Origin of the sequence: Streptomyces albidicamelliae, assembly GCF_025642175.1 — a bacterium.
In the GTDB taxonomy this organism is placed as follows: domain Bacteria; phylum Actinomycetota; class Actinomycetes; order Streptomycetales; family Streptomycetaceae; genus Streptomyces; species Streptomyces albidocamelliae.
Genome location: NZ_CP106795.1, coordinates 6696603 through 6718814, shown reverse-complemented (window position 1 = coordinate 6718814; position 22212 = coordinate 6696603). Strand labels below are relative to the sequence as shown.

21 protein-coding genes and 1 pseudogene are annotated in these 22212 nt (G+C 72.0%); 16 read left to right on the top strand and 6 right to left on the bottom strand.

The window, feature by feature from the left end; genetic code table 11:
- Window positions 1-57 precede the first annotated feature (57 nt).
- The 3 genes from N8I86_RS30365 to N8I86_RS30355 all read left to right on the top strand — a co-directional run bounded on the left by N8I86_RS30365 (window position 58) and on the right by N8I86_RS30355 (window position 2695).
- The gene (locus tag N8I86_RS30365; protein ID WP_263279177.1) at window positions 58-1647 is read left to right on the top strand and encodes an alpha/beta hydrolase; all 1590 of its coding nucleotides are present in this window, start codon (window positions 58-60) and stop codon (window positions 1645-1647) included.
- 49 nt (window positions 1648-1696) lie between these two features.
- Window positions 1697-2095, top strand: coding sequence for a RidA family protein (locus N8I86_RS30360; RefSeq protein ID WP_263279176.1), 399 nt, complete (start codon window positions 1697-1699; stop codon window positions 2093-2095).
- A 75-nt stretch (window positions 2096-2170) separates the two neighbouring features.
- A complete protein-coding gene (locus N8I86_RS30355) occupies window positions 2171-2695 on the top strand; it encodes a GNAT family N-acetyltransferase (RefSeq protein WP_263279175.1) in 525 nt (174 codons plus the stop codon).
- A gap of 7 nt (window positions 2696-2702) precedes the next feature.
- On the opposite strand, the gene N8I86_RS30350 is transcribed toward N8I86_RS30355, so the two are convergent.
- Entirely contained in the window at window positions 2703-3287 is a 585-nt protein-coding gene (locus N8I86_RS30350; RefSeq protein WP_073892210.1) for an adenylosuccinate lyase, read from the bottom strand.
- Window positions 3288-3661: 374 nt separating this feature from the next.
- Here N8I86_RS30350 and N8I86_RS30345 point away from each other — a divergent pair, with 374 nt between their 5' ends.
- The 9 genes from N8I86_RS30345 (at window position 3662) to pssA (ending at window position 14605) form a co-directional block, all read left to right on the top strand.
- Window positions 3662-5476, top strand: coding sequence for a 3-hydroxyacyl-CoA dehydrogenase family protein (locus N8I86_RS30345; RefSeq protein WP_073891837.1), 1815 nt, complete (start codon window positions 3662-3664; stop codon window positions 5474-5476).
- A gap of 145 nt (window positions 5477-5621) precedes the next feature.
- Entirely contained in the window at window positions 5622-6443 is an 822-nt protein-coding gene (locus N8I86_RS30340) for a TetR family transcriptional regulator (protein WP_185091649.1), read from the top strand.
- Between the two features lie 425 nt (window positions 6444-6868).
- A complete protein-coding gene (ccrA, locus tag N8I86_RS30335; protein ID WP_073891842.1) occupies window positions 6869-8212 on the top strand; it encodes a crotonyl-CoA carboxylase/reductase in 1344 nt (447 codons plus the stop codon).
- Between the two features lie 9 nt (window positions 8213-8221).
- On the top strand, window positions 8222-10249 hold the full coding sequence (locus N8I86_RS30330; RefSeq protein ID WP_073891844.1) for a protein meaA: 2028 nt from the start codon (window positions 8222-8224) through the stop codon (window positions 10247-10249).
- Window positions 10246-11208 (top strand): HpcH/HpaI aldolase/citrate lyase family protein, encoded by a 963-nt coding sequence (locus N8I86_RS30325; protein WP_073891846.1) that lies wholly within the window; start codon window positions 10246-10248, stop codon window positions 11206-11208. The genes N8I86_RS30330 and N8I86_RS30325 overlap by 4 nt, the downstream gene beginning before the upstream one ends.
- 5 nt (window positions 11209-11213) lie before the next feature.
- Complete coding sequence (locus tag N8I86_RS30320; protein ID WP_073891848.1) at window positions 11214-11726, top strand: MaoC family dehydratase; 513 nt, start codon at window positions 11214-11216, stop codon at window positions 11724-11726.
- Between the two features lie 2 nt (window positions 11727-11728).
- Window positions 11729-12934 (top strand): acyl-CoA dehydrogenase family protein, encoded by a 1206-nt coding sequence (locus N8I86_RS30315; RefSeq protein ID WP_073891851.1) that lies wholly within the window; start codon window positions 11729-11731, stop codon window positions 12932-12934.
- Between the two features lie 170 nt (window positions 12935-13104).
- Window positions 13105-13761, top strand: a complete 657-nt coding sequence (locus N8I86_RS30310; RefSeq protein WP_073891853.1) for a phosphatidylserine decarboxylase — start codon at window positions 13105-13107, stop codon at window positions 13759-13761.
- A gap of 22 nt (window positions 13762-13783) precedes the next feature.
- Window positions 13784-14605, top strand: a complete 822-nt coding sequence (gene pssA, locus N8I86_RS30305) for a CDP-diacylglycerol--serine O-phosphatidyltransferase (RefSeq protein ID WP_073891855.1) — start codon at window positions 13784-13786, stop codon at window positions 14603-14605.
- Between the two features lie 81 nt (window positions 14606-14686).
- Here the strand turns inward: pssA and N8I86_RS30300 are convergent.
- A pseudogene (locus N8I86_RS30300) lies at window positions 14687-15804 on the bottom strand (glycerate kinase).
- A gap of 288 nt (window positions 15805-16092) precedes the next feature.
- Here N8I86_RS30300 and N8I86_RS30295 point away from each other — a divergent pair.
- Both N8I86_RS30295 and N8I86_RS30290 read left to right on the top strand, forming a co-directional pair.
- Window positions 16093-17181, top strand: a complete 1089-nt coding sequence (locus N8I86_RS30295) for an ADP-ribosylglycohydrolase family protein (RefSeq protein WP_198960366.1) — start codon at window positions 16093-16095, stop codon at window positions 17179-17181.
- Window positions 17182-17209: 28 nt separating this feature from the next.
- Window positions 17210-17704 (top strand): NUDIX domain-containing protein, encoded by a 495-nt coding sequence (locus N8I86_RS30290; protein ID WP_123440214.1) that lies wholly within the window; start codon window positions 17210-17212, stop codon window positions 17702-17704.
- 25 nt (window positions 17705-17729) lie between these two features.
- Here the strand turns inward: N8I86_RS30290 and N8I86_RS30285 are convergent, their stop codons facing one another.
- The gene (locus N8I86_RS30285) at window positions 17730-17930 is read right to left on the bottom strand and encodes a type II toxin-antitoxin system VapB family antitoxin (RefSeq protein ID WP_123440213.1); all 201 of its coding nucleotides are present in this window, start codon (window positions 17928-17930) and stop codon (window positions 17730-17732) included.
- Window positions 17931-18055: 125 nt separating this feature from the next.
- On the opposite strand from N8I86_RS30285, the gene N8I86_RS30280 reads away from it, so the two are divergent.
- Window positions 18056-18391, top strand: a complete 336-nt coding sequence (locus N8I86_RS30280; protein WP_263279174.1) for a hypothetical protein — start codon at window positions 18056-18058, stop codon at window positions 18389-18391.
- 49 nt (window positions 18392-18440) lie between these two features.
- A complete protein-coding gene (locus N8I86_RS30275; RefSeq protein WP_263279173.1) occupies window positions 18441-19178 on the top strand; it encodes an SIR2 family NAD-dependent protein deacylase in 738 nt (245 codons plus the stop codon).
- A gap of 34 nt (window positions 19179-19212) precedes the next feature.
- Here N8I86_RS30275 and N8I86_RS30270 read toward each other — a convergent pair whose 3' ends face one another.
- The 3 genes from N8I86_RS30270 to N8I86_RS30260 form a co-directional block, all read right to left on the bottom strand.
- Window positions 19213-19713 (bottom strand): methylated-DNA--[protein]-cysteine S-methyltransferase, encoded by a 501-nt coding sequence (locus N8I86_RS30270; protein WP_073891871.1) that lies wholly within the window; start codon window positions 19711-19713, stop codon window positions 19213-19215.
- A 13-nt stretch (window positions 19714-19726) separates the two neighbouring features.
- Window positions 19727-21277 carry a DNA-3-methyladenine glycosylase 2 gene (locus N8I86_RS30265; RefSeq protein WP_263279172.1) on the bottom strand — a complete coding sequence of 517 codons (1551 nt, stop codon included), beginning with the start codon at window positions 21275-21277 and terminating at the stop codon, window positions 19727-19729.
- 103 nt (window positions 21278-21380) lie between these two features.
- Complete coding sequence (locus tag N8I86_RS30260; protein WP_073892216.1) at window positions 21381-22202, bottom strand: methylenetetrahydrofolate reductase; 822 nt, start codon at window positions 22200-22202, stop codon at window positions 21381-21383.
- Window positions 22203-22212 lie beyond the last annotated feature (10 nt).

Below are 22212 nucleotides of genomic sequence, written 5' to 3'. Positions count from 1 at the left end.
ATCCGGCGAGAACCGTGATCCTCACGGCTCGCCGACACCTCCGTCCCGGGAGGACCCATGAGAACACGCGCAGCCGTGCTGTGCGCAGCCGCCACCGTGCTGGCGGGCTCGGTCGCGGCCGTCCCCGCGCACGCGGCCCGGACCGCGCCGGCGGCACCGGCCGCTCCGGCCGCGGCACCCGTCTGGAAGAAGTGCGCGACGAGCGACTACCCGACGCTCCAGTGCGCGTCCCTGACGGTGCCGCTGGACCACGCGCGGCCGTCCGGCCGGCAGATCACCCTCGCCCTGTCCCGTGTCCCGCACACCGCGAAGACCTCCCAGGGCCCCCTGCTGGTCAACCCGGGCGGCCCGGGCGGCAGCGGGCTGACCCTCGCCGGGTTCGTCGCCTCGACACTGCCCAAGGCCGTGGCGGCCCAGTACGACGTGATCGGTTTCGACCCGCGCGGGGTCGGCCGCAGCACCCCCGCCCTGGACTGCGTGCCGGGCCACTTCAAGCCGGTGCGCCCGGACACCGTGCCGTCCACACCGGCGCTGGAACAGGCGAACGTGGAGCGCGCGAAGTCCTTCGCGGCCGCCTGCGGCCGCAAGTACGCCGACGTGCTGCCGTACATCGACACCGTCAGCGCCGTCCGGGACATGGAGTCCATCCGCAGTGCCCTCGGCGCCGAGCGGATCAACTACTTCGGCTACTCCTACGGCACCTACCTCGGCGCGGTCTACGCCAAGCTGTACCCCGAGCGGGTCCGGCGTCTGGTGCTGGACTCGATCGTCGACCCGTCCGGCGTCTGGTACGACGACAACCTCGGCCAGGACTACGCCTTCGACGACCGCCACCGCGCGCTGATGGCGTGGATCGCCAAGTACGACGCCCGGTACCAGCTGGGCACGGACCCGGCGAAGGTCGAGGCGCGGTGGTACGCGATGCGGGCGGCCCTGGCGCGGACCCCGGCCGAGGGCCGGATCGGCGCCTCCGAGCTGGAGGACACCTTCATCCCGGGCGGCTACTACGACGGCTACTGGCCGTACCTCGCCGAGGCGTTCGCGGCCTACGTCCACGACGGCAGGACCGGGCCGCTGGTGGAGGCGTACGACAACTTCGCCACCGTGGACGGCTCGGGCGACAACGGCTACAGCGTCTACACGGCCGTGCAGTGCCGTGACACCGCCTGGCGGCGCACGTGGAGCCGGTGGAGCGCGGACACGTGGGCGGTGTACGGCAAGGCCCCCTTCATGGCCTGGAACAACGCCTGGTACAACGCGCCCTGCGCGTTCTGGCCGACGGCCGCGCTGAAGCCGGTGGACATCGCCAACACCGAGCTGCCGCCCGCGCTGCTGTTCCAGGCCACACGGGACGCGGCCACCCCCTATCCGGGCGGTACGCGGGTCCACCGGCTGCTGGCCGGCTCCCGTCTGGTGGTCGAGGACGGCGGCGGCAACCACGGCATCTCGCTGAGCGGCAACGCCTGCCTCGACGGGTATCTCGCCGCGTATCTGGCGGACGGCACGCTGCCGCACGGCACCGGCACGGCCGACGCGGCCGACGCGGTCTGCCCGAAGTCGCCCGACCCCGAGCCGCTCACCGCGAAGGCGGCGTCGGTGTCGTCCCGCGGTTCGGCCCTGCACGGGCTGCTGGGCTTCCGCCGCTAGCGGCCCGGCCGGCCGGGGGCGTTGTCCGTGGGGTGTCCACCATGGAGCCATGAGTGAACCGACCCGGATCTCCGCCCCCGCCGGGGTCGCCCCCGCGACCCAGTACAGCCACGTGGTCTCGGCGACCGGCCGCTTCGTCGCCGTCTCCGGGCAGCTCGCCCTGGACGAGGACGGCCACCTGGTCGGCGAGGACGATCCGGCGGCACAGGCCCGTCAGGTGTTCGAGAACCTGCGGCGCTGCCTGGCCGCCGCGAGGGCCGGCTTCGAGGACGTCGTGAAGCTGACGTACTTCGTCACGGACCGGGCGCACCTGCCGGCGATCCGGGCGGCGCGCGCCGCGCACCTACCCGACGACCGCCTGCCGGCCTCCTCCGCCGTGCAGGTGGCGGGTCTGGTGGCGCCGGAGTTCCTGCTGGAGATCGAGGCGTTCGCGGTGGTGGGCGGCTGACCTCGGGCGGACGAAGACGGCAGGTGCGGGAGGTAACTCCGGGCGCTCCCGGGAGCCCTTGCCTAAGGTGCCGTCATGGACGGCCCACTCACCCGCATCCGCCCGATGGCCCTCGCCGACTGCGAGCGCGTCTCCGAGATCCGCGTACGCGGCTGGCAGCACGCCTACCGGGGCCTGATACCCGAGACGTACCTCGCCGGTCTCGACGTCGCGGCGGACGCCGAGCGGCGGCGGGCGCGGTTCGCCGGGGGGACCGGCTCCGTGGGGAACCTGGTCGCCGAGCGGGCCGGCGAGATCCTCGGCTGGGCGGCGTACGGGCCGTACCGGGACGGTGGCCCGGCGAGCGGGGACGCCGAGTTGTACGCGATCTACCTGGACCCGCGGCACGTCGGCGGCGGGATCGGGCGGGCGCTGCTGACGGAGGCGGTCGCGCGGTGCGCCGCCTACCCGCGCATGCGCCTGTGGGTCCTGAAGGGCAACACCCGGGCCCGCCGCTTCTACGAGCGCGCCGGGTTCCGGCCGGACGGCGCCGAGGAGCCCTTCGAGGCGGGCGGCGTGCCGGTGCCCGAACTGCGGTACGTGAAGGAGCTGCGCGGCTGACCGCGCGTCACCTCACGCCTCGCTGCTGCGGGATGCGCGCGAGCGCGTGCACCGCCGCCTCGGCGAGGGCGGGGTGGGCCAGCGCCTCGTTCAGCACCCGCCGGGCGCGGCCGTCGCCGAGCACGCCCAGGCCCTCCACGCAGGCGAGGGCCACCCGCCGGTAGGGGTCGTGCGGGCGCAGCCGCCGCTCCAGGGTGGTGATGAGCGCGGGCACCGACTCCGGGGCGCGCAGGGCCGCCAGCAGCCGTACCGGGTGCAGGGCGTAGGCGACGCGGAGTTCGTTGGTGGCGAGGGCGGCGGCCGCCCGGGCCGTGCGCGGGTCGCCGAGCCGGGCGAGGGCGTGGGCGGCGGAGGCGCAGCGCGGCGGGTCGCGGTGGTTCAGGAGCAGCACCAGGGACTCGAAGGCGCGCCGGTCGCCGGCGAGGCCGAGACGGAACGCGGCCAGTTCCCTGGCCCACAGGGGCTGGCCGGGTGCGGTGAGCACGTCCGCGAGTTCGTCGTGGTCGTCGGTCGCCAGCAGCCGGTCGTACGCGGCCGTGCCGTGCGACTCCTGCCGTAAGCGTTCCGTGAGCGATCGCAACTCTTCGTCCACGCGCACCAGCGTAGAGGGACGGTGCCGCCGGAGGGAGGTACATCACAAAGTCCGGGGGCTGGCGCGCTCGTTACTCGCCGGTTAAGCTCAGACGAGCGAGTACCCCTCGCACTCTCGCTGGCGCCGGTTTGGTGACGCAGCCGTCGCGAGCTTGTCGGTTCGGTGCACCGTGTGTACCGCAGTACGACCCGGCTTCGGGACAGAGCCGGTCGGCATCAGCCGCTCCCGGGCGTGTGCACGCCCGTGGGACCGGCACACCGGGCGTGTGCGCTCGCGGCCCGGAAACACCCGCATCCCTTTCACGCACCGCGGTGCGCCCTCCCCGGGCGCACCCGGGCGTTCCTCGTCGTCACCCTCATTCCTGGAGTCCCGCGATGGCCACTCCCCTGTCCCCTCAGTCCGGCAGCTCCCTGTCCCCGTTCAAGACGATCGCCGTGGTCGGCCTCGGCACGATGGGCACCGGCATCGCCGAGGTCCTCGTGAAGGCCGGCCGCGAGGTGATCGGCATCGACATCAGCGAGGCCCAGGCCGCCAGGTCCCGCACCGCCCTGGAGGCCTCCACCGCCCGCGCCGTGGCGCGCGGCCGGCTCACCGAGGAGGAGCGCGCCGAGGCCCTGGCCCGGGTCCGCGTCTCCACCGACCTGCGTACGGCGGCCGACGCCGACCTGGTCATCGAGGTGGCCCCGGAGTCGTACGAGATCAAGCAGCAGATCTTCCGCGAACTGGACGGCATCGTCCGCCCGGAGACCATCCTCGCGACGGGCACCAACGCGCTGTCCGTGACCCGGCTGGCCGCGGACTCGGCCCGCCCGGAGCGCATGCTCGGCCTGCACTTCTTCAACCCCGCCCCGGCGATGAAGCTGGTCGAGGTCGTCTCCTCGGTGCTGACCGCGCCGCAGGCCGTCGCCGCGGTCACCGACCTCGCGGTCGAGCTGGGCAAGGAGCCGGTCGCGGTCGGCGACCGCCCCGGTTTCGTCGCGGACGGCCTGCTCTTCGGCTACCTCAACCAGGCGGCCGCGATGTACGAGGCCCGGTACGCCTCCCGCGAGGACATCGACGCGGCGATGCGGCTCGGCTGCGGTCTGCCCATGGGCCCGCTCGCCCTGCTGGACCTGATCGGCATCGACACCGCGCGCACGGTGCTGGAGGCCATGTACGCCGAGTCCCACGACCGGCTGCACGCCCCCGCCCCCATCCTCAAGCAGCTCAGCGAGGCCGGTCTGACCGGCCGCAAGTCCGGGCGCGGCTTCTACACCTACGAGGCGCCGGGCAGCGCCACGGTCGTGCCGGACGCGCTGACCCCGGCCACGGGCGGCACGCTCACCGCGGGCCGCGAGATCCGCTCGGTCGGTGTCGCGGGCTCCGGCACGATGGCCTCCGGCATCGCCGAGGTGTTCGCGAAGGCGGGCTACGAGGTGGTCCTGGCCGCCCGCAGCGAGGAGAAGGCGCAGACCGCCAAGGCCCGTATCGGCAAGTCCCTCGCGCGCTCCGTCGACAAGGGCCGGCTGACCGCCGAGGCCGCCGCGCAGATCCTGGACCGGATCGCCCCGGCCGGCTCCTACGAAGCCTTCGCCGGCGTCGACCTGGCCGTCGAGGCGGTCGCCGAGGACCTGGAGGTCAAGCGGCAGCTGTTCCAGGCGCTGGACAAGGTCTGCAAGCCCGGCGCGATCCTGGCCACCACCACCTCCTCGCTGCCCGTCGTCGCCTGCGCCCGCGCCACCTCGCGCCCGCAGGACGTGATCGGCATGCACTTCTTCAACCCCGCCCCGGCGATGAAGCTGGTCGAGGTCGTCCGCACGGTCCTGACCGCCGACGACGTGCACGCGACCGTCCGCGAGGTCTGCGGGAAGATCAAGAAGCACGCGGTGGACTGCGGCGACCGCGCCGGATTCATCGTGAACGCGCTGCTGTTCCCGTACCTCAACAACGCGATCAAGATGGTCCAGGAGCACTACGCCTCGCTGGACGACATCGACGCGGCGATGAAGCTCGGCGGCGGCTACCCGATGGGCCCGTTCGAGCTGCTGGACGTCGTGGGGCTGGACGTCTCGCTGGCCATCGAGAAGGTGCTGCACCGCGAGTTCCGCGACCCCGGTCTCGCCCCGGCGCCGCTGCTGGAGCACCTGGTGGCCGCGGGCTGCCTCGGCCGCAAGACCGGCCGCGGCTTCCGCGAGTATGCCCGCCGCTGACGGCGCCGGGGACTGGTTCGACGGCGCCGCGGACGGCGCGGACTGGGGCGGACTGCTCGACCCGGTGGACGCTCCCCCGCCCCTCACGGGCGGGGGAGCCCCCTCACCCGCGCACCGAGCTGCGCACATGCAGTACTTTCGGGTCATGCCCCAGCCCGCCAAGTCCTCACGTACACCAGCCACGCCCGACGCGCCGGAAAGTGCCGCAGGCAGTCGCGCCGCCGCCCAGCGGCTGAAAATGCGCCGGGAACTGGCGGCCGCAGCGATGGAACTGTTCGCGACGAAGGGGTACGAGGCGACCACCGTCGACGAGATCGCGGCCGCCGCCGGGGTCGCGCGCCGCACCTTCTTCCGCCACTTCCGCTCCAAGGAAGAGGCGATCTTCCCGGACCACGACGACACGCTGATCCGCGCGGAGGCGGTCCTGAACGCCGCGCCCGCGCACGAGCATCCGCTCGACACCGTGTGCCGCGGGATCAAGGAAGTCATGAAGATGTACGCGGCCAGGCCGGAGATCTCGGTCGCCCGCTACAAGCTCACGCGCGAGGTGCCCACCCTGCGCGAGGCCGAGATCGCCTCGGTGGCCCGTTACGAGCGTCTGTTCACCCGCTATCTGCTCGGGCACTTCGACGAGCACGCGCACGCGGACGACGCCAACGACGACCCGCTGCTCGCCGAGGTGGCGGCCTCCGCGGTGGTCACCGCGCACAACCACGTCCTGCGGCGCTGGCTGCGGGCCGGCGGCCAGGGCGACGTGGAGACGCAGCTGGACCACGCCTTCGCGATCGTGCGCCGGACGTTCGGCTCCGGGATCGGCGCCGGGCGCGGCTCGGCACCCAGGACGGCGACGACCACTGCGCCCGCCTCGGTGTCGGCCCACGGCGAGGTGCTGGTGACCGTCGCGCGGACCGACGCACCCCTGGACGAGGTCATGCGGACCATCGAGGAGGCTCTGAAGGAGCGCTGACGGACCGCTCGCCCTGTGATGACGGCCACCCTTCGGGGTGGCCGTTTTGCCATGTCAGAGGCCGTTTTCGCGGAGATTTCCGAGGCCGTTCGATCGATCATCGCTCATTTGTTACGTAAAGATTTCATCTGAGGCCAAGTCATGGCACTCAGTGCCTTGCCACCTGACACGCGGTGTCATACGTTGAAGATGTCCGGGCGGCCGGCGAGCAGAGACCAAGCGTTCGCCGGCTGTCCCCGCAAGCCGACGGCCTGCGCGCCCGGACGCCTGCGTCACAGGCAACCTCCCGCGCCACAAAGCGCTGCCGAAGCACCACCGAGCCGAACCGACGGCACCTCTCCACCCACCCTCAGCAGCACTCATCGCAGCACCGACGAATCCCAAGGCGCCCCTCCCTCAGGGCGCTCACCGCCGGAGGCAACACCGTGACCGTGAAGGACATCCTGGACGCGATCCAGTCGAAGGACGCCACGTCCGCCGACTTCGCCGCCCTGCCGCTCCCCGAGTCGTACCGCGCGATCACCGTCCACAAGGACGAGACCGAGATGTTCGCGGGCCTCGAGACCCGCGACAAGGACCCGCGCAAGTCGATCCACCTCGACGAGGTCCCCCTGCCCGAGCTCGGCCCGGGCGAGGCCCTGGTGGCCGTCATGGCCTCCTCGGTCAACTACAACTCGGTGTGGACCTCGATCTTCGAGCCGCTGTCGACCTTCGGGTTCCTGGAGCGCTACGGCCGCACCAACGAGCTGGCCAAGCGCCACGACCTGCCGTACCACATCATCGGCTCCGACCTCGCGGGCGTCGTCCTGCGCACCGGCCCGGGCGTCAACGCCTGGAAGCCCGGCGACGAGGTCGTCGCCCACTGCCTCTCCGTCGAGCTGGAGTCCTCGGACGGCCACAACGACACCATGCTCGACCCCGAGCAGCGCATCTGGGGCTTCGAGACCAACTTCGGCGGCCTCGCCGAGGTCGCGCTCGTCAAGTCCAACCAGCTGATGCCGAAGCCGGACCACCTGAGCTGGGAGGAGGCCGCCGCCCCGGGCCTGGTCAACTCCACGGCGTACCGGCAGCTGGTGTCCCGCAACGGCGCCGGCATGAAGCAGGGCGACAACGTGCTCATCTGGGGCGCGAGCGGTGGTCTCGGCTCCTACGCCACGCAGTTCGCGCTGGCCGGCGGCGCCAACCCGATCTGCGTCGTCTCCAGCGAGCAGAAGGCGGACATCTGCCGCTCGATGGGCGCCGAGGCGATCATCGACCGCAGCGCCGAGGGCTACAAGTTCTGGAAGGACGAGCAGACCCAGGACCCGAAGGAGTGGAAGCGCTTCGGCAAGCGCATCCGCGAGCTCACCGGCGGCGAGGACATCGACATCGTCTTCGAGCACCCCGGCCGCGAGACCTTCGGCGCCTCGGTCTACGTCACGCGCAAGGGCGGCACCATCACCACCTGCGCCTCCACCTCGGGCTACATGCACGAGTACGACAACCGCTACCTGTGGATGTCGCTGAAGCGGATCATCGGCTCCCACTTCGCCAACTACCGGGAGGCCTGGGAGGCCAACCGCCTCATCGCCAAGGGCAAGATCCACCCGACGCTGTCGAAGGTGTACTCCCTCGAGGACACCGGCCAGGCCGCCCACGACGTCCACCGCAACGCCCACCAGGGCAAGGTCGGCGTGCTGTGCCTCGCCCCCGAGGAGGGCCTGGGCGTGCGCGACGAGGAGATGCGCGCCAAGCACATCGACGCCATCAACCGCTTCCGGAACATCTGAGGGCCTTAGATGACAGAGCGTCAGAAGGACCGTCCGTGGCTCATGCGGACGTACGCGGGTCACTCGACCGCGGAGGCGTCCAACGAGCTGTACCGGCGCAACCTCGCCAAGGGCCAGACCGGCCTGTCGGTGGCGTTCGACCTGCCGACGCAGACCGGCTACGACTCGGACCACATCCTCGCCCGCGGCGAGGTCGGCCGGGTCGGTGTGCCCGTCGCGCACCTCGGTGACATGCGCCGGCTGTTCCAGGACATCCCCCTGGAGCAGATGAACACCTCGATGACGATCAACGCCACCGCCATGTGGCTGCTGGCGCTCTACCAGGTCGTCGCCGAGGAGCAGGGCGCGGACATCACCAAGCTCCAGGGCACGACCCAGAACGACATCGTCAAGGAGTACCTGTCCCGGGGGACGCACGTCTTCCCGCCGGGGCCGAGCCTCCGCCTGACGACGGACATGATCGCGTACACGGTCTCCCACATCCCGAAGTGGAACCCGATCAACATCTGCAGCTACCACCTGCAGGAGGCCGGGGCCACGCCGGTGCAGGAGATCGCGTACGCGATGTCCACCGCGATCGCCGTGCTCGACGCGGTGCGCGACTCCGGCCAGGTGCCGCAGGAGCGCATGGGCGACGTCGTCGCGCGCATCTCCTTCTTCGTGAACGCGGGCGTCCGCTTCGTCGAGGAGATGTGCAAGATGCGGGCGTTCGGCCGCATCTGGGACAAGGTCACCCATGAGCGGTACGGCATCGAGAACCCCAAGCAGCGCCGGTTCCGCTACGGAGTCCAGGTCAACTCGCTGGGCCTGACCGAGGCGCAGCCGGAGAACAACGTCCAGCGGATCGTGCTCGAGATGCTGGCCGTGACCCTCTCCAAGGACGCACGCGCGCGTGCCGTGCAGCTGCCGGCCTGGAACGAGGCGCTGGGCCTGCCCCGGCCCTGGGACCAGCAGTGGAGCCTGCGCATCCAGCAGGTGCTCGCCTACGAGAGCGATCTGCTGGAGTACGAGGACATCTTCGCGGGCTCGCACGTCGTCGAGGCGAAGGTGGACGCCCTCGTGGCGGAGTCCCTCGCCGAGATCGAGCGGATCCAGGAGATGGGCGGCGCGATGGCCGCCGTGGAGTCCGGCTACCTGAAGTCCCAGCTGGTCGCCTCGCACGCCGAGCGGCGGGCGCGGATCGAGTCCGGCGAGGAGAAGATCATCGGTGTCAACGCCTTCGAGGGCACCGAGCCGAACCCGCTGACGGCCGATCTGGACACGGCGATCATGACGGTCGACCCGGCGGTCGAGGCCCGCGTCATCGAGTCCCTCCAGCACTGGCGCGACACCCGCTACCAGCCGCCCTTCAACCACCCGCGCCCGTGCAAGGCGCTGGACCGGCTGAAGGAGGCCGCGAAGGGCACCGACAACCTGATGGAGGCCACGCTGGAGTGCGCCCGCGCCGGTGTCACGACCGGCGAGTGGGCCGGGGCCCTGCGGGAGGTGTTCGGCGAGTTCCGGGCGCCCACCGGGGTGTCGTCGGCGCCGGTGGCGGTCACGGCCGAGCCGGGCTCGGCGCTCGCCGAGGTCCGCGCCAAGGTGGACGGCACCGCCCGTGAACTGGGCGTCGGCAAACTGCGCTTCCTGGTCGGCAAGCCCGGCCTGGACGGGCACTCCAACGGCGCCGAGCAGATAGCCGTCCGGGCCCGCGACGCCGGCTTCGAGGTGGTCTACCAGGGCATCCGGCTGACGCCCGAGCAGATCGTGGACGCGGCGCTCGCCGAGGACGTCCACGCCGTCGGCCTGTCGATCCTGTCGGGCTCGCACGCCCAGCTGGTGCCGGACGTGCTCCAGCGGCTGCGTGTGGCCGGTGCCACAGATATACCGGTGATCGCAGGTGGCATCATCCCGAACGGGGACGCCGACCAGCTCAGGGCCGCCGGAGTGGCCGCCGTCTTCACCCCGAAGGACTTCGACATCACCGGAATCATCGGCCGCATCGTCGACGAGATCCGGAAAGCGAACAAGCTCGACCCTCTGGAGGTCCCCGCATGACGACCGTCAACCGCCTTCGCCCGCGGCGCTCCTGCCTGGCCGTTCCGGGCTCGAACCCGCGCTTCCTCGAGAAGGCGCAGGGCCTGCCGGCGGACCAGGTCTTCCTGGACCTGGAGGACGCGTGCGCGCCGCTCGCCAAGCCGGAGGCGCGGCACACCATCGTCAAGTTCCTCAACGAGGGCGACTGGACGGGCAAGACGCGGGTCGTGCGCGTCAACGACTGGACGACCGAATGGACGTACCGCGACGTCGTGACCGTCGTCGAGGGCGCCGGCCAGAACCTCGACTGCATCATGCTGCCGAAGGTGCAGACGGCCCAGCAGGTCGTCGCCCTCGACCTGCTGCTCACGCAGATCGAGAAGACCATGGGCTTCGAGGTCGGCAAGATCGGCATCGAGGCGCAGATCGAGAACGCGCAGGGCCTGAACAACGTCAACGAGATCGCGCAGGCCTCCCCGCGTGTCGAGACGATCATCTTCGGCCCGGCCGACTTCATGGCGTCCATCAACATGAAGTCGCTGGTCGTGGGCGAGCAGCCGCCCGGTTACCCGGCGGACGCCTACCACTACATCCTGATGAAGATCCTGATGGCCGCCCGCGCCAACAACCTCCAGGCGATCGACGGCCCCTACCTGCAGATCCGCAACGTCGAGGGCTACCGCGAGGTCGCGCAGCGCGCCGCCGCGCTCGGCTTCGACGGCAAGTGGGTGCTGCACCCCGGTCAGGTCGAGGCGTCCAACGAGATCTTCTCGCCGTCGCAGGAGGACTACGACCACGCCGAGCTGATCCTGGACGCGTACGACTACTACACGTCCGAGGCGGGCGGCAAGAAGGGCTCCGCGATGCTCGGCGACGAGATGATCGACGAGGCCAGCCGCAAGATGGCCCTGGTCATCTCCGGCAAGGGCCGGGCCGCCGGCATGCAGCGCACGTCGAAGTTCGAGATCCCGGAGGCCTGAGCGCGATGCAGTTCGGACGCACCTACGAGGAGTTCGAGGTCGGCGCGACGTACAAGCACTGGCCGGGCAAGACGGTCACGGAGTACGACGACCACCTGTTCTGTCTCCTCACCATGAACCACCACCCGCTCCACATGGACACCAACTATGCGGAGAAGACGACGGACTTCGGCAGGAACGTCGTCGTGGGCAACTACATCTACTCGCTGCTGCTCGGCATGTCCGTGCCGGACATCTCCGGCAAGGCGATCGCCAACCTGGAGATCGAGTCGCTCAAGCACGTGGCGCCGACCTTCCACGGCGACACGATCTACGGCCAGACGACCGTGCTGGACAAGTGGCCGTCGAAGTCGAAGGACGACCGCGGCATCGTCTACGTCGAGACCAAGGGCTACAAGCAGGACGGCACCCTGGTGTGCGTCTTCCGCCGCAAGGTCATGGTGCCCACCGAGACGTACATCAAGGAGCGCGGCGGCGAGCAGCCGGGCCGCCCCGAACCGAAGCAGCAGGAGAAGTAGAGATGGCCCGTCTCGCCCAGACCGCCGGTCTGACCGACGTCCAGCAGGAGATCCTCTCCACGGTCCGGGACTTCGTCGACAAGGAGATCATCCCTGTCGCGACCGGGCTGGAGCATCGCGACGAGTACCCGCAGCAGATCGTGGACGGCCTGAAGGAACTCGGCCTCTTCGGTCTGATGATCCCCGAGGAGTACGGGGGCCTGGGCGAGTCGCTCCTCACCTACGCGCTGTGCGTGGAGGAGATCGCCCGTGGCTGGATGTCGGTGTCCGGCATCATCAACACCCACTTCATCGTGGCGTACATGCTCAAGCAGCACGGCACGCAGGAGCAGAAGGAGCACTTCCTGCCGCGGATGGCGGCCGGCGACATCCGGGGCGCCTTCTCGATGTCGGAGCCGGGTCTCGGCTCCGACGTGTCGGCGATCACGTCCAAGGCGGTCAAGGACGGCGACGAGTACGTCCTCAACGGCCAGAAGATGTGGCTGACGAACGGCGGTACGTCGTCCCTGGTGGCCGTGCTGGTCCGAAGTGACGAAGGACACCCCGAGGGCACCGCGCCCCACAAGTCGATGACCACCTTCCTGGTCGAGAAGGAGCCGGGCTTCGGCGAGGTCCGCCCGGGCCTCACCATCCCCGGCAAGATCGACAAGATGGGCTACAAGGGCGTCGACACCACCGAGTTGATCATGGACGGCCTGCGGATTCCGGCCGATCGGGTGCTCGGCGGCGTCACCGGCCGAGGTTTTTACCAAATGATGGACGGCGTCGAGGTCGGCCGCGTCAATGTGGCGGCCCGTGGCTGCGGTGTCGCCCAGCGTGCCTTCGAGCTGGGCGTCCAGTACGCCCAGCAGCGTCACACTTTCGGCAAGCCGATCGCCCAGCACCAGGCCATCCAGTTCAAACTGGCGGAGATGGCCACCAAGGTGGAGGCGGCGCATGCCATGATGGTGAACGCTGCACGTAAAAAGGACTCCGGCGAACGAAACGACCTCGAAGCAGGGATGGCGAAGTACCTCGCCTCCGAGTACTGCAAGGAGGTCGTGGAGGATGCCTTCCGGATCCACGGCGGCTACGGCTTCTCCAAGGAGTACGAGATCGAGCGCCTCTACCGCGAGGCCCCGATGCTGCTCATCGGTGAAGGCACTGCCGAGATCCAGAAAATGATCATCGGGCGCAGACTGCTCGAAGAGTATCGATTCCAGGGCTGATTGTCCGGTTACGGGGTGTTTTCTTCGAGAAGAAGATCACACCCCGTAGGCGGCCTTCGGCCGCCGACTCGGCTGACTGGCTTGCCCAGTTGTAGGCCCCGACCGGTACGATCCCGGGAAAGCCGCCGTCCCCCGTCGAAGCGCGGCATCATCCGCTACGAAGGTCATCCATGCCCCACAGCCAAACCTCTGCACCTCGCGACAGCCGAGCAGGCGTACGCCTCGCGCGCGGAGCATCGCCGTGGCTTCTTCCGACCGTCGCCACCGCAGCCCTCAGCCTGGCCCGTGCCCGCCGCTCGGGCGCGGCCAGGGCCGTCGCCGTGCCCGCCACCGCGCTCGCGGCGGGCATGCTGTGGTTCTTCCGCGACCCCGAGCGCGAGATCGCCACGGGCCGGGTCATCTCCCCCGCCGACGGCGTGGTGCAGAGCATCATGCCGTGGAAGGACGGGCGCACCCGCGTCGCGATCTTCATGAGCCCGCTCAACGTCCACGTCAACCGCGCGCCCCTCGCGGGCACGGTGACGTCGGTCGAGCACATCCCCGGCGGCTTCGTTCCCGCTTTCAACAAGGAGAGCGAGAACAACGAGCGCGTAGTCTGGCATTTCGACACCGAACTCGGCGACATCGAGATGATCCAGATCGCCGGCGCGGTGGCCCGCCGCATCGTGCCCTACCTTCCCGAGGGCACGAAGGTCGAGCAGGGCGACCGTATCGGTCTGATCCGCTTCGGCTCGCGTGTCGACCTCTACCTGCCCGAGGGCGTGGAGGTCGCCGTCGAGGTCGGTCAGAAGACCGTGGCTGGGGTGACTCGCATTGACCGTGATTGATCCGGAGACCCAGGCGGGCTGGGTGCCCGAGGCAGACGAGGTGGACGAAGAGGAGGAGATGCCCCTCTCTCTCCGCCTGTCGATAGCGGACACCCTCACCCTGGGCAACGCGACGTGCGGATTCATGGCGGTGTACTTCACCACCACCGGGATCCTCATCCCGCACCTCACGGGCAACGACGAGTCCGCCGGCATGGCCCGGCACAGCGCCGCCACCGCCGTGATCCTGATGCTCTGCGCGGCCGTGTTCGACCTGTTCGACGGCCTGGTGGCGAGGAAGCTGCGCTCCTCCCCCATGGGCGCCGAGCTGGACAACCTGTCCGACCTGATCAGCTTCGGCCTGGCGCCCGCGTACTTCGTCCTCGTCTACGGCATGGTCGCGGACGACGCCCACCAGAGAGTGGCGGCGCTCGGGGCGATCGTGGTGCTCCTGGCCGTCGTGCTCAGACTGGCGCGCTTCTCGTGCGTGACCTTGAAGGACGGCATGTTCCAGGGCATGCCCTCGCCGTTCGGCGCCCTCACGGTCGTCTCCATCGTGCTGCTGGAGCTGCCCTTCGTGGCGACGCTGCTCGCGATCCTGGGCACCGCCTGGCTGATGGTGAGCCGGGTCGAGTACCCGAAGCCGCGGGGCCGCCTCGCCGGCGCGATGCTCGGCTGGATCGTCCTGTCCATGGGCCTCCTGGCCGCCTGGGCCTTCGACGCCCCGAGCGGTCAGCTGCTCCTCCAGACGGGCTGCGCCCTGCAGCTGGTCATGGGCGCGGTGATCCCGCTGTTCGCCACGGCCCGCCGGGTGAACAACTTCCGCGACAACCGACGCGAGGCACGCGCGGCACAGCTGCCGTAGCGACGCTCGTACGAAGGGCCCCGGACCGCTGTGGTCCGGGGCCCTTCGTCATGCTTGGGCTCGCCCGTCCGAGGCGGGGCCTCAGCTCAGGTGGTCCTCGGCGATCCGGGCGGCGACCTGCTCCAGGATCGGTCCCGCTTCCGCGATGCACCGGGCGACGTCCGGCTCCACCGACGTCAGCGGGTACGCCTGGCCGATACCGGCCCGCAGCAGGGCCTCCTCGGGCAGAGCGAGCCGTCCGCACACCGCGACGACCTCCTTGCCCGCCGCCCGCGCCGCCGCGGCCACGCCCGCCGGTGCCTTGCCGTGCAGGGTCTGCTCGTCCAGCGAGCCCTCGCCGGTGACGACCAGGGAGGCCCGCTCCAGAGCGGGCGCGAAGCCCAGCACGTCCAGCATGACCTCGATACCGGCACGGAACCGGGCGCCCATGAGCAGCGCGCCGTACCCGATGCCGCCGGCCGCGCCGGCCCCGGCGACGCGGCGTGCTCCGCCGCCCGTGGCCCGGCCTCGCCCTCCAGCACCTTCGCGAAGTGCGCCAGGGCCGCGTCCAGGGTCTCGACGTCGTCCGGCGTGGCCCCCTTCTGCGGGCCGTACACCGCCGGGGCGCCCTTCGGCCCGGTCAGCGGGTTGTCGACGTCACTGGCCAGCACCAGCTCGACCGAGGCGAGCCTCGGGTCGAGACCGGACAGGTCCGCGCGGGCCAGCGCGGCGAGGCCGCCGCCGCCCGGGGACACCGGCTCGCCGTTGCCGTCCAGGAAGCGCGCGCCGAGCGCCGCCAGCATGCCCGCGCCGCCGTCCGTGGTGGCGCTGCCGCCGACGCCGAACACGATCGTCCGCGCGCCCGCGTCCAGCGCGGCCCGCAGCAGCTCGCCGGAGCCGTACGTGGACGCGGTCAGCGGGGCGAAGACCCCCGCGGGCAGCCGCTGGAGCCCGCTCGCCTCGGCCATCTCCACGACCGCCGTGCCACCGCGCAGCGCGAACGCGGCCGTGACCTCTTCGCCTAGCGGCCCGGCCACCCGGACCTCCCGGCGTTCGAAGCCGGCCGCCACCGCCGCGTCCACGGTGCCGTCGCCGCCGTCGGCGACGGGCAGCGCCTCCACCTCGAGGTCCGGCACGATCCGGCGCAGCCCGGCCGTCACCCGCTCGGCGACCTGTACGGCCGTCAGCGAGCCCTTGAACTTGTCCGCGGCGATGAGCACCCGACGGGTCTCGTTCACTGCAGCGTCCGCCACCTTGCTTTCCCCTTGCTCTCCGGGCCCCGCGCACGTCAGGGCCAGTCGCGCCGCTGCGACCTTAACCGCAGGACGCACCCGCCGTCATGCCCCGACCGAACCGTGGAAGGCCGCCGGCGGACGGGCGGCGGGTGGCTGGGAGGCGGGCGGCGGCTGGCTGGGCGGCGGGTGACTGGGAGGCGGCGGTCGGCGGGTGGGAGGCGGCGGCCGGCGGCCGGCCGGGAGTCGGCCCGGGAAAACGGGTAGACCCCAGCCATGACCACGCGGCCCCTGACCACCCGGCGGACCGAACCCGACCTGGCCGACCGCATCCACGGCGGCTGGCTCGGCCGGATCGCGGGGAACATGCTCGGCAAACCGGTCGAACAGGGCGAGGTGTGGACCCGCGAGCGCATCGACCGCTACCTGCGCCGGGCGGCGGCCCTGCCGCTCACCGACTACCTGCCCGAACCCGCCGACGCCGAGGAGAGCGCCGTGCTGCGCCCGGAGTGGCGGGCCTGCGTGCGCGGCCGGATCCACGGCAGCTGCCGGGACGACGACGTGGACTACGCGATCCTCGGACTGCACCTGCTGGAGACCCACGGCTTCGGGTTCACCACCGAGCAGGTCGGCGATCTGTGGCTGCTGCGGATGCCGTACCTGCAGACCTTCACCGCGGAACGGGCGGCGTACCGGAACCTCGCGAACGGGATGAAACCGCCGCTGACGGCGACGTACGAGAACCCGTACCAGGAGTGGATCGGCGCGCTGATCCGCGCCGACGTCTACGGCTGGACCTGTCCCGGCGAACCGTCGCGCGCCGCGGGGCTGGCCCGCCGGGACGCGGTGCTCTCGCACACCGGCAACGGCGTGTACGGGGCGATGTTCGCGGCCGCGCTGGTCTCGGCGGCCTTCACCGCCGCGACCGTCCGGGACGCCCTGGACACGGCGCTCGGGGTGATCCCGGCGAGCAGCCGCCTCGCCCGGACGGTCCGGCGGGTCGCGACCCTGCACGAGACCAGGCTGCCCTGGGAGGAGACCCTGGCGACGGTGTCGCAGGAGACGGCCGGCCTCGGCTGGATCCACACGGTGCCCAACGCGGCCGTGCTCACCGCGGGGCTGCTGTACGGCGACGGCGACTTCACCCGGACCATCGCGCTGACCGTACGCGGCGGCCTGGACACCGACTCCAACGGCGCGACCGCCGGCTCGGTGGCCGGGGTGGTCACCGGTGCGGCGGCGATCCCGGAGCAGTGGACGGAGCCGCTGGAGGACACCGTCCGGAGCGCGGTGTTCGGCTTCGACGGCGTGCGGATCAGTGCGCTGGCCGAACGCACCCTGCGCCTGGCCCGGAGCGCGCCGTAGCCCGGTGGCGGCTGGTTACCCTTCCTGGATGACCACGACTCCAGACTTCGCCGCGTACATCGCGAGCCTGCCCCGGGTCCTCGCCGGTGCCGCCGTGCTTTTCCGGGACGACGAGGGACGGGTGCTGCTCGTCGAGCCGAATTACCGCGAGGGCTGGGCGCTGCCGGGCGGGACCATCGAGTCCGACGACGGGGAGACCCCGCGCCAGGGCGCCCGCCGGGAGACGCTGGAGGAGATCGGGCTCGACCGTGAGCCGGGCCGGCTGCTGGCCGTGGACTGGGTGCACGGCACGGGCCGGCCGCCGCTGGTGGCGTACCTGTACGACGGCGGTGTCCTCGCGGACGCCGACCTCAAGGCGATCCGCCTCCAGGAGGAGGAGCTGCTGTCCTGGCGTGTGGTGCCGCGCTCGGAGATCCCCGAGCATCTGCCGGGTGCCCTCGGGCGCCGGGTGCTGGCCGCCCTGGACGCCGTGACGGACGGCTCCCCCACGGTCGAGCTGGAGAACGGCCACCGGGTCGCGTGAGGCGGGCGGCGCCGCGGGATGCCGGTCAGCCCTCGGGGTCGCGGGGCTTGGCGTCGACCTCGCGCAGGGCGTCGTCGCGGGCGGCGGCCCTCGCCTCCGTGCGGTGTCCGCGCTCGATGTAGTCGCGGACGACCAGTTCGACGGCGTCCTGCGGGTTCCCGACACCGGCGAGCACCATGACCTCCACGACGAGCTGGGCGTCGAGCGAGACAGTCACCTTGGCCATGCCCGGACGCTAGCATCGGAGGCTCCCCGCCGTGACGGCTTCCGCCCGACCCGGCGACCGTGACCGGTTCCGCCCGCCCCGGCGACCGTGACGGCTCCGCCCGACCCCGAGGACGACGACCGCCGATGCCGCGCACCACGGACCCGCTCGACGGCCACCTCGACGACCCGCTCGACGACCGTGGCGGCGTCCGCCGCGTTCTCGCGGTACCCGTCGCGCTGCTCACCCTCGTCGCCGCGTTCTTCTGCTGGGCGGCGCTCGTCACGCGTCCCAACGGCCCCTGGGACGACGGCGCGTACGCGGGCATCACCGCGGCCTGCCTCCTCACCCTGGCCGCGGCGGGCGCGGTGACGGCCCTGTGGCTGCTGCCGTCGGTACGCCGGGCCATGGGGTGGGCCTGGACGGCGCCCGCACTGACGCTGGCGGCGCTGGCGATCCTCCGCCTGGCCCTGCTCGACTGACGTTTTATCCGTTCGCCCGGGCCACGGCACCCGGCCTACCCTCGGCGGCATGACCAAGCCTCTCGTCGCCGTCCTCAGCGGGGCCGGTATCTCCACCGACTCCGGGATCCCCGACTACCGCGGCCCGAACGGGCTGTGGCGGCGCGATCCCGAGGCGGAGAAGCTGGTGACCTACGAGTACTACATGGCCGATCCGGAGATGCGGCGGCGGTCCTGGCTGATGCGGCGCGAGAGCGGCGCGCTCCGGGCCCGGCCGAACGCGGCCCACCGTGCCGTCGCCGACCTGGACCGGTCCGGCATCCCGGTGCGGGTGCTCACGCAGAACGTGGACGGGCTGCACCAGCTGGCCGGGATGCCCGCCCGCAAGGTGCTCGAACTGCACGGCAGCGCCCACGGTGTCGTCTGCACGAAGTGCGGTGCGCGCGGCTCCATGGCGGACGCGCTCGCCCGGGTCGAGGCCGGCGAGGACGACCCGGCATGCCTGGACTGCGGCGGCATCCTCAAGTCGGCCACGGTGATGTTCGGCGAACGGCTCGATCCGGTGGTGCTGGGCGAGGCGGCCGCCATCGCCAAGGCCTGCACGGTGTTCGTCGCGGTCGGCAGCACCCTCCAGGTGCAGCCCGCCGCCGGCCTCGCGGGCGTCGCCGCCGACCACGGCGCCCGCCTGATCATCGTCAACGCCGAGCCGACCCCGTACGACGACCGGGCCGCCGAAGTGATCCACGAGCCCATCGGCACCGCCCTGCCCGCACTGCTGCGCCGGATCGGCGCCGAGGACGCAGCCTGACGCCTGTCCCGGCCGTCCGTGCCGCCCCCGTCGGCTAGAACAGCGCCGAGCCCCGTTCGAAGTCCAGGAGGCGGCGTTTGCGGGGGAGGCCGCCGCCGTAGCCGGTGAGGCTGCCGTCGGAGCCGATCACGCGGTGGCAGGGGACGATGATGCCGACGGGGTTGCGGCCGTTGGCGAGGCCGACGGCGCGGGAGGCGGCGGGGTTGCCGAGGGCGCCGGCGAGTTCGCCGTAGGTGCGGGTCTCGCCGTAGGGGATGCGGGTGAGGCCGTCCCAGACCAGGCGCTGGAACGGCGTCCCGTACAGGGCGAGTTCGAGGGTGAACTCGGTCAACTCACCCGCGAAGTAAGCCGACAGCTGCTCCTCCGCCTCGGCGAAGCAGCGCAGGCCGTCCTCCGGCGGGCCGAAGCTCTCCTCGGGCGGCCGGTGCCGCTGCTCGGCCATGTACAGGCCGCACAGGGCGCCGTCCGCGTCGGCGACCAGGGTGAGCGGGCCGTACGGGCTGTCGATCAGGGTGTGGCGTCTCACGGCTTCCATCACTCCAAGGGGCTTATACGGGAAGGAAGTTGATCGGGTGGCTGTCGGTCGCCCACAGGTACTGCACGGCGTACGCCCGCCAGGGCCGCCAGGCCTCGGCGCGCGCGGTGAGCGCGGCCGGGGTGGAGGGCAGGCCCAGCTCCCCCGCCGCCCGGCGGATGCCGAGGTCGGTGGGGAGGAAGGCGTCGGGATCGCCGAGGGCCCGCATCGCGATGACGTCGACCGTCCAGGGGCCGAAGCCGGGCAGCGCGAGCAGCCGGGCGCGGGCCTCCGCCCAGTCCGAGTCGACGCCCAGGCTCAGGGTGCCGTCGGCGAGTCGCCGGACGAGGGTGGTGAAGGTGGTGCGCCGGGTGCGGGGCATCGCCAGGGTCTCGGGATCGACGGCGGCCAGCGCCTCGGCGGACGGGAAGAGGTGGGTGAGGCCGCCCTCGGGGTCGTCGAGGGGCTTGCCGTGCGCGGTGACCAGGCGGCCCGCGTGGGTGCGGGCGGCTGCCGTGGACACCTGCTGCCCGAGGACGGCGCGCACCGCGAACTCGGCCTCGTCGACCGTGCGCGGTACCCGGCGGCCCGGGGCCCGGTCGACCAGGGGCGCGAGCAGCGGATCGGTGCGCAGCCTGCCGTCGACGGCGACGGGGTCGGCGTCCAGGTCGAGCAGCCGGCGGCAGCGGCTGATGGCCACCGTCAGGTCGCGCAGGTCGCTGAGGGTGAGGCGGCAGGCGATGTGGTCGGGGCGCGGGCCGAGCGCGACGATGCCGTGGCCGTACGGCAGCCGGAGCGTGCGCCGGTAGGCACCGTCGCGCCACTCCTCGACACCGGGTACGGCGGTGGCGGCGAGGTGGCCGAAGAGGTTGTCGGGGTTGAGCGGGGCGCGGAACGGCAGGCGCAGGGCGAGGGTGCCGGGGGTGCCTGGGGCGGCCGCCGCGCGGCTGCCGGGGACTCGGGCGCGCAGCTCGCTCGGGGACAGGGCGAAGACCTCGCGCACGGTGTCGTTGAAGGTGCGGATGGAGGAGAAGCCGGCGGCGAAGGCGATCTCCGCCATGGGCAGCGGAGTGGTCTCGATGAGCAGCCGGGCGGTCTGGGCGCGCTGGGCTCGGGCCAGTGCGAGGGGTCCGGCGCCCAGCTCGGCGAGCAGTTGGCGTTCGACCTGCCGGGTGCTGTAGCCGAGCCGGGTGGCGAGGCCGGGCACGCCCTCTCGGTCCACGACGCCGTCGGCGATGAGCCGCATCGCGCGGGCGACCAGGTCGGCGCGCAGGTTCCACTCCGGGGAGCCGGGGCTGGTGTCGGGGCGGCAGCGCTTGCAGGCCCGGAAGCCGGCCTGCTGGCAGGCGGCGGCGCTCGGGTAGAACGTCATGTTCTCGGGCTTGGGCGGGACCACCGGGCAGCTGGGCCGGCAGTAGATGCGGGTGGTCAGGACGGCCGTGAAGAACCAGCCGTCGAACCGCGCGTCCTTGGACTGGACGGCGCGTACGCAGTGCTCCCGGTCGAAGTGCGTCCCTGGTTGCGTCCTCGTCCGTGTCCTCGTCTGCGTCCCTGTCTGCGTCCCTGTCCGCGTCCCTGTCTGCATGACTCCAGGATCGGCCAAGGCGGGGGCGGACCGCTGGCGAGAATGCGACACGTACGTGGGGTGGCCAGGGAGGGGCGCGGCCGGGGCGAGGGCGTACCCGGCGTCACGGCCGTCCGGTGGGGGTGTGGTCCTCGTGCCGGAAGCGGGCGACCCACTCCGCGGTGGTCCGCAGCCCGCCGAACGTGTAGAAGTGCACCTTCACCCGGCCGTGCCGTGCCGGGTCGTACCGCTCGGCCAGCGCGTGCAGGAAGCGGTCCGGGCCGGTCGTACCCATCAGGTTGGTCAGCGAGAAACCGTACTTGCGGGCCACGGAGGCGCTGGTGGCGACGCCGAACCGGGTGGCGTAGCCGAGCAGCCGGCGCACGCCGGCCGGGCCGGGGACGCCGATGCGGACGGGCAGGTGGACGCCCCGGGCGCGGACGGCCTCCAGCCAGCCGAGGACCGGGGCGGGGTCGAAGCCGAACTGGGTGATGACGTCGCCGCCGAAGCGGTGGGCGCCGATGGCGGCCGCCTTGTCGGTGAGGGCCGACCACAGGGTGGGGTCCGGTATCGCCGGGTGGCCCTCGGGATACCCGCTGATGCCGACGTGGCGTACGCCGTGCTCCTGGAGCAGCCCGGTGCGCAGGAGGGCGAGGGCGTCCGCGTAGGGGCCCTCGGGCCGGGCGGGGTCGCCGCCGACCAGGAACACGTTCTCGGCGGTGCCGTCGGCCGCCAGCCCGGACAGGAACTCCTGCAGGGCGGCCCGGGAGGGCAGGCGGCGCGCGGAGATGTGGGGCACGGGGACGAAGCCGAGCCGGCGGACGGCGCGGGCGGCCGTCAGCCGCGTCGCGAGGTCCTCGCCGGCGAGGAAGGTGATGTTGATCCGGGTGCCGGGCGGGATGCCGTCGGACGCCTCCTCCAGGCGGGACACGTCCTTGCCGGTCATCTCCAGGGAG